11 protein-coding genes are annotated in these 11,976 nt (G+C 59.9%); 5 read left to right on the top strand and 6 right to left on the bottom strand.

The genetic code is table 11. The annotated features are described in order from the left end of the window. Positions 1–150: 150 nt before the first annotated feature. From lpxC to recN, 3 genes are all read left to right on the top strand, one after another. Positions 151–1,092, top strand: a complete 942-nt coding sequence (lpxC, locus tag CLV87_RS00685; RefSeq protein WP_099244947.1) for a UDP-3-O-acyl-N-acetylglucosamine deacetylase — start codon at positions 151–153, stop codon at positions 1,090–1,092. 132 nt (positions 1,093–1,224) lie between these two features. Then, the gene (locus tag CLV87_RS00680; protein WP_099244270.1) at positions 1,225–2,079 is read left to right on the top strand and encodes an outer membrane protein assembly factor BamD; all 855 of its coding nucleotides are present in this window, start codon (positions 1,225–1,227) and stop codon (positions 2,077–2,079) included. Positions 2,080–2,116: 37 nt separating this feature from the next. Beyond that, positions 2,117–3,769 (top strand): DNA repair protein RecN, encoded by a 1,653-nt coding sequence (recN, locus tag CLV87_RS00675; protein WP_099244272.1) that lies wholly within the window; start codon positions 2,117–2,119, stop codon positions 3,767–3,769. Positions 3,770–3,868: 99 nt separating this feature from the next. On the opposite strand, the gene CLV87_RS00670 is transcribed toward recN, so the two are convergent. Together CLV87_RS00670 and CLV87_RS00665 are read right to left on the bottom strand one after the other, a co-directional pair. Further along, positions 3,869–4,366: an anthrone oxygenase family protein gene (locus CLV87_RS00670; RefSeq protein WP_099244274.1), complete on the bottom strand. Its 498-nt coding sequence runs from the start codon at positions 4,364–4,366 to the stop codon at positions 3,869–3,871. Then, complete coding sequence (locus CLV87_RS00665; RefSeq protein ID WP_099244276.1) at positions 4,363–4,743, bottom strand: hypothetical protein; 381 nt, start codon at positions 4,741–4,743, stop codon at positions 4,363–4,365. Before CLV87_RS00665 ends, CLV87_RS00670 begins: the two co-directional genes overlap by 4 nt. A 127-nt stretch (positions 4,744–4,870) precedes the next feature. On the opposite strand from CLV87_RS00665, the gene CLV87_RS00660 reads away from it, so the two are divergent. Next, the gene (locus CLV87_RS00660; RefSeq protein ID WP_099244277.1) at positions 4,871–5,467 is read left to right on the top strand and encodes a TetR/AcrR family transcriptional regulator; all 597 of its coding nucleotides are present in this window, start codon (positions 4,871–4,873) and stop codon (positions 5,465–5,467) included. A 357-nt stretch (positions 5,468–5,824) separates the two neighbouring features. Here the strand turns inward: CLV87_RS00660 and CLV87_RS00655 are convergent, their stop codons facing one another. Further along, positions 5,825–7,198, bottom strand: coding sequence for an FAD-binding oxidoreductase (locus CLV87_RS00655; RefSeq protein ID WP_099244279.1), 1,374 nt, complete (start codon positions 7,196–7,198; stop codon positions 5,825–5,827). A 112-nt stretch (positions 7,199–7,310) separates the two neighbouring features. Here CLV87_RS00655 and CLV87_RS00650 point away from each other — a divergent pair, with 112 nt between their 5' ends. After that, the gene (locus CLV87_RS00650) at positions 7,311–8,951 is read left to right on the top strand and encodes a chloride channel protein (RefSeq protein ID WP_099244949.1); all 1,641 of its coding nucleotides are present in this window, start codon (positions 7,311–7,313) and stop codon (positions 8,949–8,951) included. A gap of 9 nt (positions 8,952–8,960) precedes the next feature. On the opposite strand, the gene CLV87_RS00645 is transcribed toward CLV87_RS00650, so the two are convergent. The 3 genes from CLV87_RS00645 to CLV87_RS00635 all read right to left on the bottom strand — a co-directional run bounded on the left by CLV87_RS00645 (position 8,961) and on the right by CLV87_RS00635 (position 11,952). Then, positions 8,961–9,593: an SH3 domain-containing protein gene (locus CLV87_RS00645; RefSeq protein WP_099244281.1), complete on the bottom strand. Its 633-nt coding sequence runs from the start codon at positions 9,591–9,593 to the stop codon at positions 8,961–8,963. A 184-nt stretch (positions 9,594–9,777) separates the two neighbouring features. Then, a complete protein-coding gene (locus CLV87_RS00640) occupies positions 9,778–10,122 on the bottom strand; it encodes a DUF427 domain-containing protein (protein WP_099244283.1) in 345 nt (114 codons plus the stop codon). Positions 10,123–10,185: 63 nt separating this feature from the next. Further along, on the bottom strand, positions 10,186–11,952 hold the full coding sequence (locus CLV87_RS00635; RefSeq protein ID WP_099244951.1) for an aminopeptidase P family protein: 1,767 nt from the start codon (positions 11,950–11,952) through the stop codon (positions 10,186–10,188). Positions 11,953–11,976: the final 24 nt, after the last annotated feature.

Below are 11,976 nucleotides of genomic sequence, written 5' to 3'. Positions count from 1 at the left end.
CAAATCCGGGATGCGCGGTGATCCGCCAATTCTTAATGGGCATGTTTCACTTGGTTACAATCTTTGATTTGAGCCAACCCGCCCCTTTTCGTATCCACTTGGCCAAAGCCGCGCCCAATGGGGAGGGTGGCGGTAACCAAGGGATACCCCGTGCAGACAACGCTCAAATCGGCCATCACATTCCAGGGCTTCGGCCTGCATTCCGGGAAACCGGCATGTCTGACCATTCGCCCAGCTGCTGCCGATTTTGGGATCTGGTTTCAACGCACCGATCTGGACACAACACCGTCCAAGGCCGACACGCTCATTCCGGCCCGCTGGGATGTCGTGGAAACCTCGCCGCTTTGCACATTGCTGCGCAACGAAACCGGGGCCTCGGTCTCGACCGTTGAACATGTCATGGCGGCCCTGTCCGGTTGCGGCGTCCATAATGCCCTGATTGAAATTGATGGCCCCGAGGTTCCGATTCTCGACGGGTCCAGCATTCCTTTTGTGCGTGATATTCTCGCCTGTGGCCTGCAAGAACTCGACAGCCCACTGAAAGTGATCGAAGTGCTCGCCCCCGTGAGCGTGAAAACCGATCAGGGTTGGGCACAGATCAGCCCGGCACAACCGGGGCAGGGGCTGCAAATGGACTTCCATATCGACTTTGTCGATCGCGCCATTGGCCAGCAGGACAAAACCTTGAACCTCGCCAACGGCACCTTTGTGCGCGAGCTGTGCGACAGCCGCACCTTCTGCCGTGCCGCCGATGTCGAGGCGATGCATGCTGCGGGCAAGGCGCTGGGTGGCACCTATGAAAACGCAGTTGTCGTCGATGATGACAAAGTGCTCAGCCCCGGCGGTCTGCGCCACCGGGATGAGGCCGTGCGCCACAAAATGCTCGACGCTTTGGGCGATCTGGCGCTGGCGGGTCTGCCGATTGTTGGCCATTACGAAGGGCACAAGGCCGGTCACGCCATGACCAATGCTTTGCTGCACGAACTCTTTGCCACGCCATCGGCCTTCCGCATCGTGACCTGCGACCCATTTATGGCGCAAAACCTCCCCGGTGCCGGTGTCGAACTCGACGAAATTCCCGTTTTGAACTGATAGAAATGTCATGCGCGGTCCCTTGCGCATGAAATCCGCGTTAAGACGTTTTGCACGGGAAAATTCTGTGCTAGACCAATGCCAACTGGGTCCTTATTTGTGACCGGATCAAAGATCAAAGGGTAGTCAAGCATGGCAGGGGGCGGATCAAGAACAGCACTGATCGGGGCGACCTTGGGTGTCGTTGCGCTTGCGGGCTGTTCGGAGTTGGAACGCAAAGGTGTTGGCCCGGGTGGCGTGCCTTTGGAAAGCTACACCGCCGAACAGATTTTTGAGCGCGGCGAATACGAACTGTCGAACAAAGATTACGAGGATGGTGCGCTCTATTTCTCTGAAATTGAACGGCTTTATCCCTATTCCGAATGGGCTAAACGTGCCTTGATCATGCAGGCCTATGCCCATCATCAGGACAAGAAATACGAAGATGCCCGCGCCGCCGCGCAGCGTTTCATTGATTTCTATCCAGCCGATGATGACGCCGCCTATGCGCAATATCTCTTGGCGCTCAGCTATTATGACCAGATCGAACTGGTCGGTCGCGACCAGGGCCTGACCTTTCAGGCCCTGCAGGCGCTGCGCACCGTGATCGAACGCTATCCCGACAGCGAATATGCCCGAAGCTCGATCCTGAAATTCGACCTGGCCTTTGACCATCTGGCGGGCAAGGAAATGGAGATCGGCCGCTATTATCTCAAGCGGGATCATTTCACCGCCGCCATCAACCGTTTCCGCGTTGTGGTTGAGGATTTCCAGACCACCACGCACACGCCCGAGGCGCTGCATCGTCTGGTCGAGGCCTATCTGTCCCTTGGTCTGGTCGAAGAGGCGCAAACCGCCGCCGCCGTTCTGGGCCACAACTACCAATCCTCGGACTGGTACGAAGACAGCTACAGCCTGCTGCGCGGTCAGGGGCTTGAGCCGAAATTCTTCCGTGGCAACTGGTTGGCCGCGGCCTATCGTCAAACGATCAAGGGCGAATGGCTCTGAGGGTGGTATCGCCGCTTTTGGACAAGGCTGAGACCTGATGCTGCGCGCGCTTGAAATCCGAGACATGCTGATCATTGACCGGTTGGACCTTGCTTTCCAACCGGGCCTGAACGTGCTGACCGGTGAAACCGGGGCGGGCAAGTCTATCTTGCTGGATTCGCTCGGCTTTGTTCTGGGTTGGCGGGGCCGCGCCGAGCTGGTGCGCACAGGCGCGCAACAGGGGGAAGTCACCGCTGTCTTTGATCTCGCCCCCGGTCACGCGGCCTTTGGCGTGCTCGAAGAGGCCGGGTTGCCGGTCGGGGATGAGCTGATCCTGCGCCGGGTGAACACCACCGACGGGCGTAAGACCGGCTGGGTCAATGACCGCCGTGTATCGGGCGAGGTGCTGCGTCAATTGTCGGCCACTCTGGTTGAGCTGCACGGCCAGCATGATGATCGCGGCTTGCTTGATCCCAAGGGGCATCTGGCGATCCTCGACATCTATGCTGGGAATGACGCCCTGCGCGCCGATCTGCGCGCCCGCTGGTCCGAAATGGGCGCGGCGCGGCGGGGTTTGAGCAAGGCACAGGCTGCCTTGGAAGAGGTCCGCGCCGAAGAGGAATTCCTGCGCCACGCGGTGGATGAGCTCAGCAAACTCGCCCCAGAACCCGGCGAAGAGGCCGAGCTGGACCAACGCCGCCGCCGCATGCAGCAGGCGGAAAAGATCCGCGATGACATCGGTCAGGCGTCGTCAGCTCTGGGCTATGACGGGGCCGAAGGCGCCATGGCCAATGCGCTGCGCTGGCTCGAAGGCGCGTCGGAAAAGGCGGATGGCCGCTTGGATGACCCGATCAACGCCCTGACCCGCGCCATGGCCGAGCTGGACGAGGCGGCGCGCGGCGTTGCCGATTGTCTCGACGGTCTCGACTTCAATCCGGCGGAGCTCGAAGACACCGAAGAGCGCCTCTTTGCTCTGCGCGGGCTTGCGCGCAAACATCAGGTGCAACCCGATGAACTGGCCGATCTCAGCGCCAAACTTTCGGCGCGTCTGGCGGCCTTGGATGCGGGAGAATCCCAGATTGCCGAGCTGCAAAGCGCGTTGAAACAGGCCGAGACCGCCTATGGTGCCGCCGCTGATTCGCTTACGCAAAACCGCCGTGCCGCGGCGACGCGTCTGGATGCGGCTGTGGCCTCAGAGCTGGCCCCGCTCAAGATGGAACGTGCTGTTTTCGTGACAGAAATCACCCCTGCTCCCGACAGCGCCGAGGGGCGCGATGCGGTGTGTTTCTCGGTCGCCACCAATCCGGGCAGCCCCGCCGGACCGCTGAACAAGATCGCCTCGGGCGGTGAACTCAGCCGGTTTTTGCTGGCGCTCAAGGTTTGCCTCTCCGAAGAGCGCAATGCGGGCGTGACCATGATCTTTGACGAGATCGACCGCGGTGTCGGTGGGGCCACGGCGGATGCGGTGGGCCGGCGGCTCAAGGCTCTGTCCGATGGCGGTCAGGTGCTGGTCGTGACCCACTCGCCGCAGGTCGCCGCGCTTGGCGGGCATCACTGGCGCGTGGCCAAACATGTGGCGGATGGGGTGACCACCTCGGATGTGTCGCCACTGGATGCGGACCAGCGCGAAACCGAAATCGCCCGCATGTTGGCGGGCGACACGATCACCGATCAGGCTCGCGCGGCGGCGCGAGCGCTGTTGGTGGGGTAACTGGCCCGGATTGCTTGCAATCCGGTTCACGCCCGACCCGCCCGTCAAACCGAAGGTTTGCATTTGGAAGTGGGTCGGGCATGAACCTCGTGTTGCACATTAACTCTTCACCGCCGACACGCGCGCAAACCCCAACACACACAGCACCAACACACCCCCGGCCACTCCGGTTCGGATCATGTTGAACATCTGCCAGCGTGGCGAATAGGCCTGCCACACCGCTTTGGCCTTGTCCAACCCTTCGGGCACTGCCACAGCCGCCAATTCATTGTTCATCACCACATTGACCGAGGCCGTCAGGGCCAAACACCCACCCAGGTAAATCACCCCAGCTGCGCCAAACAACAATGCCGCCGGCCTCGCTCCAGCAAGCCAACACAGCCCCGCCGCCAGCAAAGCCACCACCGGCGTGCCAAAAAAGATTGGGGCAAAGGCCACATTGCGCACGCTGGCATTCATCGCCTGCATGGCCGGAATGGCGATGCGTGGGTCAGCAGCGTCCAAGCCCCACATGGTCGAGCAGATCCAGGCATAGAAGAACCCAAAGATCCCGCCAGCCAAGACTGTGGCCAGCAGCCCTGTGCCCCGCGCCATCATGCCTCGGCCCCTTTGCGGGCTGCGACAAAGACTTGGTAGAGGATGGTGACAATCGCGAGCTGCGCGGTGATCACAGCGGGCCAGATTTCACCAAAGGCGGGGTCGATATATTTATGTGGGCCAAAGCTGACACTGGCCAAAAGCGCGGCGATCACCGCCAAGGCGCGCCCGGCCAGGCTGGTGCCCATCTGCAGCGACGCGATGGCAGCCGCAATGGCCACGCCTAAAAACGGGGCCAGCGCAAAAAGCGGGATGGTGCGCGGCGGGTGCGGGGCCAACCCGGCAAACATAGAGGCCAGCATCACCGCTTGTAACGTGATCAACACCCACAGGGCGGCATTCTTGGGAGAGGCGGGCAGCGGGGCAGGGGATGTCATGGGTCGTCTCCTTTGGTTTCATAATCCGTTTCCGTAACGATGTGTACGGTTGTTCATTGACGTAATCTTGTGTACGGTTTCTGTCAAGGGGCTGTTGAAACGCCCTGCCAATCGAATAGGAGACAGCATGCGCGCCGATGCCAAAGCCGAAAGAGAAACCCAAATCGCCAGTGCCGCCTATGCGCTGATGGCCGAAAAGGGGTTTCACGGATTGTCGATGCTGGCGGTGGCGAAGCGGGCCAAGGCGTCAAACGAGACGCTGTATCGCTGGTACGGAGACAAGCTTGGCCTGTTTCGCGCGCTGATTGAACGCAATGCAGATCGTGTGGCTGATGCTTTGGACGCCGCGCTTGCCGAGCGGCCAGACCCGCGCGCCGCCTTGCAGATTTTGGGGCCTGCCTTGTTGGACATGTTGCTCTCGCCGCAGGCCATTGCGTTGAACCGCGCGGCGGCAGCAGATGCCAGCAATTCACTCGGACAGGTCCTGGCCGAATCCGGGCGTGGCCGCGTCTTTCCCCGTATCGCAGCCCTGTTTGACGATTTGATCGCGGCAGAGCTGTTGCACGGCCCGGCGGCACCGGCTGCCTCGCTTTGGGTTGATCTTCTGGTGGGGGATTGGCAGATCCGGTGCGCCACCGGTGCCATGCCGGTCCCCGATGCCGCCGCCCGCCGCGCTCGGGCCGAACATGCCGAGGCGGTGTTGTTTTTGGTCAAAGGGGGGTAGGGCCGTCTGGTCGTTGCCGGCACGCCCTGGGGGCGCTGCCCCGTCCCGAGCGGGGCTCGGGACTCCCCGGGATATTTGGGGCCCAGAGAAGAAGCGGGGGCGGGTTAAAAGGTCTGAAGGCGAAATTAATGTTTTGAGGTCGTGGCGGGTCAAGGCGCGCTTGGGGGAGCAGGAAATCTATACGAAACAGCGGCAGAATCGGACTGTTTACGGTTTGTTCCAGATCCGGGGCCTCGGATTGCTGGGGGCAATCTCTCCGAAATCCCGCGAATTTTGTACCGATTGCCCCGTTGCCTGTTGATCGCGCGGGGCGTTACCGGCAGCGTGCGCTGCGTTATTTGGATTTTGGCAACTGGCTCAGTTGCCCGGGACAAGCTTGCCCGGATTCATGAGGTTGTCTGGGTCCAGCGCCTGTTTGATGGCCCCCATGACCTGCCAACCCTCGCCATGTTCCTGCGCCATAAAGGATTTCTTGCCAATGCCGACCCCATGCTCGCCAGTACAGGTGCCGCCCAGAGCCAGCGCGCGGGCAACCATTTGATTTGACAGGCGTTTTGCTTCTTCGAGGTCGGCGGGTTGGTTTGGGTCGATCAGCAGGATCGCGTGGAAATTGCCATCCCCCACATGGCCCAGGATCGGGCCGGACAGGGAGGATGCGGCGATATCGGCCTGGGTCTGTTCCACCGCCGTGGCAAGGTTTGAGATCGGCACGCAGATATCGGTGACCATAGCCCGCGCCCCAGGCTTGGAGGCCAGCACCGCATAATAACCGTTATGGCGCATCGCCCATAGGGATCGACGCTCTTCTTCGCGGGTGGACCACTGAAAAGGTGAGCCTTCATAATCACTTACGATTTCGGCAAAGCGTTCCGCATCCTGTGCGACACTGTCGGGGCTGCCGTGGAATTCGACCATGAGATGGGGGGCCTGGGCCATCGAAACCCCGGCATAATCGTTGAAGGCGCGGGCAGTATCGGCGCAGGCAAATTCGATCCGTGCCATGGGAATGCCCATCTGGATGGTTTCGGTGACGGCGGCGACCGCGCTGGCCATATCGGGAAAGCTGCAGATGCCGGCGCTGATTGCTTCGGGGATGCCATGCAGTTTCAGCGTGAGTTCCGTCGCCAGCCCCAGCGTGCCCTCGGATCCAACCATCAAGGCCGTAAGGTCATAGCCTGCCGCGCTTTTTCGTGCTCGGCTGCCGGTGTCGATCAGGCGACCATCGGCCAGAACCACCTTCATCCCCATGACATTGTCGCGCATGGACCCATAGCGCACCGTGGTCGTGCCCGAGGCGCGGGTCATGGCCATGCCGCCGATCGAGGCATTGGCCCCGGGATCAACGGGAAAGAACAGGCCGGTGGCGCGGAGTTCTTCGTTCAGCGCCTCGCGCGTCACGCCCGGTTGCACCACCACATCCATATCCGCCGCATTGATCTGCAAGATCTTGTTCATGCGGCTGAAATCAACGCAAACACCGCCGCGCGTGGCCAATCCGTGCCCCTCAAGCGAGGTTCCCGCCCCCCAACCGATCACAGGCACAGCATATTTGGCGCAAATCCTGACAATCTCTTGAGTTTCTTCACTTGTTTCTGGAAACACAACCGCATCTGGCGGTGTCATGGGAAAGTGCGATTCGGAGCGGCCATGGGCCTCAAGCTCGGATTTGGACAGGCTTAAACCTTCGCCAAGAAGTGTGTGTAACTCTGCTAGCGCCTGTTCTACGGGCATTTTGGCCTCCGACTTCAATTGGGGGCATGTTAACCAAGCTCAAGGCGGGACGAAACCCGCTGGATATGAGGAGACCAAAGTGCTGAGCCAATTGCGCAACCAAGTGGGGCAGATGCGGCGAGCTTTTGGTCAGGGTTGGGATCTTTTGCGCCACAAAGGGCCAAGCCAGATACAGTTCTGGTTGATCGCTTTGGTGCTTGGGATTGTCTCTGGTCTGATCGCCATCGGGTTTCGCGCCGCGATTGAATGGTTGCAAACCACGGTTTACGGCACGCCACATGTGAACACGCTGCACAGTTTCGCCGAAGAGTTACCTTGGTATTTTATCCTTATGATTCCGGCCTTTGGTGGGATCGTGGTTGGGTTTATCCTGCATCATTTCACCCCGGATGGCCGTGTGCAATCGGTGGCGGATGTGATCGAGGGCGCGGCGCTGAATGATGGCCGGGTCGAGCGCAAGGCCGGGGTGGCCTCGGCCATGTGTTCCTGGATCACGCTGTCGACCGGGGGGAGCACCGGGCGCGAGGGGCCGGTTGTGCATCTGGCGGCCTTGGCGTCGAGCTGGGTTGCCAATGCGTTGAAGGTGGACGGTGTGACCGGGCGCGACCTGTTGGGCTGCGCCGTGGCTGCTGCTGTGTCGGCCAGCTTTAACGCGCCGATTGCCGGGGCTTTGTTCGCGCTCGAAGTCATCCTGCGCCATTTCGCCCTGCACGCATTCGCGCCCATCGTGGTGGCCAGTGCGGCGGGGACCGTGATCAGCCGCTTGGTCTATGGCGATGTGACCGAGTTCGCTTTGCCCGGCACAACAACGGTTGAATTCTACCTGGAACTCCCGGCGTTTTTCCTGCTGGGGCTGGTCTGTGGCGTGGTTGCCGTTGTGATGATGCGGGCGATATTCTTCGCGGATGATGTCGAGACCGAGCTGCAAAACCGTCTCAAACTACCCTATTGGCTGCGCCCGGCTGTTGCGGGGCTGTTGCTGGGTGGGATCGCGGTTTTCTTTCCTCATATCATCGGGGTTGGGTATGAAACCACATCTTTGGCACTGACCGGCAATCTGCTGCTGCACGAGGCGTTTATCTTTGCCGTTCTCAAGGTGTTTGCCGTGTCGCTGACGGTCGCCGGGCGCATGGGGGGCGGGATGTTTTCCCCCTCGCTGATGGTTGGGGCGCTGACCGGGCTGACCTTTGGCCATATCGCGACGGGGTTGTTTCCCGATATGTCCTCGGCCTTTACACTTTACGCTTTGGCGGGCATGGGGGCGGCGGCGGCGGCTGTTTTGGGCGCGCCCATTTCCACAACGCTGATTGTGTTCGAACTGACCGGTGACTGGCAAACCGGGCTGGCGGTGATGGTCTCTGTCTCTATGTCCACGGCCTTGGCCTCGCGGCTAGTGGATCGATCGTTTTTCCTGACCCAGTTGGAACGGCGCAATGTGCATCTGGCGGCGGGGCCGCAGGCCTATCTTTTGGCCATGTTCCGTGTGCAGGGGGTGATGCGACGACCCACGGATGAGAATGCTGCGGATGAGCAGGCCTGCCGCGACCTGATTGAACAGGGGCTGCATGTGCCAGTAGACGCCACGTTGGAGACAGCCTTGCCCCTGCTTGATCGGTCTGATCTGTCGTTTTTGCCGGTGATCTCACGTGACGAAAACAACGCCCCTGTTTTGCAAGGGGCGCTGTTTCATGTTGATGCGCTGAAGGCCTATAACCAAGCTCTTGCTGCTACCGCTGAAGAAGAGCACAGCTAGGCTAAAAAGTTAGCGATTGCCGGGCAGACGCTGCATGATGCAGAAGCGGAAATCGCGGCCACGGTGGTGTTCACAGGCGTCATAAGCGGCTTGCAAATCGCTATAAGGGCGCGGGTTTGGTTGTGGCTTGGGCGTGTGCGGGCGCTCCTTGCTGAGATAGGCTTTGTGCGCCCAGCCAATCAGGCCGGAATTCAGCTTGAGCAAGCGCCATTTGCCACTGCGCCCCAGGATCTCGACCTTGGTGCCGTTATGCATTTTGCGGACCACATGGTAATTGGTGCCCGGACCTTTGCGCAGGTTCAGATCGCCATAGGGCGCGTCCACCCAGCGGAATTTGCGCGGTTCATAGATCGGGTTTGTGTCACGATCACGCGGTTTGGTGTCGCTGATGAAATGCCCATGCGCCCATCCAATGGAATCCGACTGGTGGTGATAGACTTTCACCCATTCACCCGGTTGCGCCAGAAAGGTGACATTGTCGCCATGGCGCATCTTTTCCATGACAGGGTAGCGCGTGGATGGCCCTTCGCGCAGGTTCAAAAACCCGTCTTTGGGCGCGTTGATATAGACCTGACGCCCTTCGGTGGCGGCGGCAGAGGTGGCAATGAATAGGGCCATGAGGCAGGCGAGAATACGAAACATCTTGATTGTCCTTTTTGCTGAAGCAGCGATAGGACGATCATGGGAAGAGGGGTGCCAGATATACAATATCACCCGCCGCTGGACGGGTGATATCGGATGACATGGTGTTTAACCATCTGAATTTTAAGGTATAGTTCTAAGGGTCAGGAATAACTGACCTGGCAAGGTTTTCCCGATTTCAGACTTAGGGCAGCTGTTCGATGGCAACGCCATCCTGGACTTGAAAGGCCAGATAGCCGCTGATTTCCTTGACCGCATCAATTGGTGCTTCATAGCTCCAGACCGCGTTTTCATAGGTCTTGGATTTTGACATGATCGAAAAATACGAGGCCTCGCCCTTATGGGGGCAGGTGGTCTTGTGATCAGTTGCCTCAAGAAAGGCCATGCCGATATCTTCGCGTGGGAAATAGATCACCGGCGGGTAATCCCCCTCGGTCAGCTCCAAAGCACGGCTGGATTCCCCAAGAACAGCCCCACCGGCCCGAATGATCCAGGTGCCTTCGGCTGGAATAATGGTGATTTTGCTCATGTTTCTCTCCCCCGTTTTGTCGTTGACCCGCGTTTAAGACACGGGAATTGTTTCAGCAGTATGTCAAATAGCCCGGCAGGCCTGCGACAACCAGTCTTTTGCGCCGCCTTCGACCAAAGGACTAATCCGGGCCGCGACCTCGGCATGATAGGTGTTCAGCCAATCCCGTTCAGCCTCTGTTAGCAAATCCGCATCAATCAGCCGCAGATCGATGGGCACCCAGGTCAGGGTTTCAAAGCGATACATTTGCGGAACCGACTGGCCGGGCAGGGCCGGGGCCTCTTCTACGGCTATCAGGTTTTCGATACGGATGCCAAAGGCCCCTTCTTTGTAAAAACCCGGCTCGTTCGAAATGATCATGCCCGGCTCAAACGGCACCTTTCCCGTGCGCGCCAGCCTTTGCGGACCTTCATGCACCGACAGATAGGCCCCAACCCCGTGACCGGTCCCATGTCCGTAATCCATCCCCTCTTGCCAAAGCGCAACACGGGCCAGCGCGTCAAGATCGGCCCCGGCCAGTCCCTTGGGAAAGCGCAAGCGCGAGATGGCAATCATGCCCTTCAGCACCAGCGTAAAGGCGCGCTGCTCTTCCGCGCCGGGGGAGCCAATAGCAATGGTGCGGGTGATATCGGTGGTGCCATCGACATATTGGCCACCGCTATCGACCAGCAAAAGCTGATTGTCCTCAACCTTGCGATTGGTTTTTTCCGTCACGCGGTAATGCACGATGGCCCCATTCGGCCCCGCGCCCGAGATCGTTTCAAAGGAAATGTCGCGCAGGGCGTTGGTGGCGCGTCGCTCACCCTCAAGCTGTTTAACCACGTCGATTTCAGTCAGGCTTCCGACGGGTTGCGCGTCAAGCCAGGCGAGGAAACGCACTATTGCGGCCCCATCGCGCAGATGGGCCTGGCGCGATCCCTCCAACTCGGCGGCGTTCTTGCGCGCCTTTGGCAGCAGGATCGGATCCTGCGCCTCATGCGGATCGTTCAACAATGCGGCCACAGCCATGGGGCAGGTGGCCGGATCAATCTGAACCCGCCCCTCCAGTGCCTGTACCGCATTAAGGAAGCCCTCTACCGGAGCAACCGACACTTTGGGGCCAAAGTGATCCCCCAAACCAACCAATTTCTCAGCAGCGCAGAACAGCGACACCCGCCCGTCACGATGCAGAATAGCAAAGCCATGGGGCACCGGATTGCGCGGAATGTCACTGCCGCGGATATTGAGCAGCCAGGCAATGCTGTCGGGCAGGGTGATGATGGCCGCATCCGCTGTCAGCGATTGGGAGATGCGGTCGATTTTTTCCCCATGCGCCTCACCGGCCAGATCCAAAGGCTGAACAAAAATCTCGCCCAAAGGCGGGGCTGGCTGATCCTGCCAGACCTGATCAACCAGATTATCCAAGGCGCGCAGCTCACGGTCTGGCAATTTCTTGGCCAGTGCGCGGTGCTGATCCAGCGAAAGCAACCAGGGATCAAAGCCGACAATCCCTTTTGGCAGTGCCTCAGCAATCCAATCGCCCAAGGAGACTTCCGGCCAATCCACCGGCTCAAATACATCCGCGACCTGCGCACGTACCTGCACGCGGTAACGCCCATCCACAAAGACACCAGCCCGATCTGCCAAGGCCACGCACCAGCCCGCAGAGCCTGTGAACCCGGTTAACCAGGCCAGCCTTTCATCATGTGCAGAGACATATTCCCCCTGATGCGCATCGGCGCGTGGCACCAAAAAGGCGTCAACACCCGCCGCCGCCATGGCCGCGCGCAAAGCCTCAAGCCGCGCAGGCCCTTGTTCCGGTGATGCCGTTTCCTCAAAAGACTGAAACAAATCCGCCTCCCCTTTAAACATCGC

Source organism: Pelagimonas phthalicica (assembly GCF_004364805.1).
Classification (GTDB): Bacteria; Pseudomonadota; Alphaproteobacteria; order Rhodobacterales; family Rhodobacteraceae; genus Pelagimonas; species Pelagimonas phthalicica.
The sequence above is the reverse complement of the archived record's forward strand: the minus strand, read 5'-3'. Positions and strand labels throughout refer to the sequence as shown.

Excerpts from the sequence above, each read along its gene's own strand:
- CLV87_RS00680 (WP_099244270.1), top strand. The coding sequence starts at position 1,225 with ATGGCAGGGGGCGGATCAAGAACAGCACTGATCGGGGCGACCTTGGGT.
- recN (WP_099244272.1), top strand. The coding sequence starts at position 2,117 with ATGCTGCGCGCGCTTGAAATCCGAGACATGCTGATCATTGACCGGTTG.
- CLV87_RS00670 (WP_099244274.1), bottom strand. The coding sequence starts at position 4,366 with ATGATGGCGCGGGGCACAGGGCTGCTGGCCACAGTCTTGGCTGGCGGG.
- CLV87_RS00665 (WP_099244276.1), bottom strand. The coding sequence starts at position 4,743 with ATGACATCCCCTGCCCCGCTGCCCGCCTCTCCCAAGAATGCCGCCCTG.
- CLV87_RS00660 (WP_099244277.1), top strand. The coding sequence starts at position 4,871 with ATGCGCGCCGATGCCAAAGCCGAAAGAGAAACCCAAATCGCCAGTGCC.
- CLV87_RS00655 (WP_099244279.1), bottom strand. The coding sequence starts at position 7,198 with ATGCCCGTAGAACAGGCGCTAGCAGAGTTACACACACTTCTTGGCGAA.
- CLV87_RS00650 (WP_099244949.1), top strand. The coding sequence starts at position 7,311 with ATGCGGCGAGCTTTTGGTCAGGGTTGGGATCTTTTGCGCCACAAAGGG.
- CLV87_RS00645 (WP_099244281.1), bottom strand. The coding sequence starts at position 9,593 with ATGTTTCGTATTCTCGCCTGCCTCATGGCCCTATTCATTGCCACCTCT.
- CLV87_RS00640 (WP_099244283.1), bottom strand. The coding sequence starts at position 10,122 with ATGAGCAAAATCACCATTATTCCAGCCGAAGGCACCTGGATCATTCGG.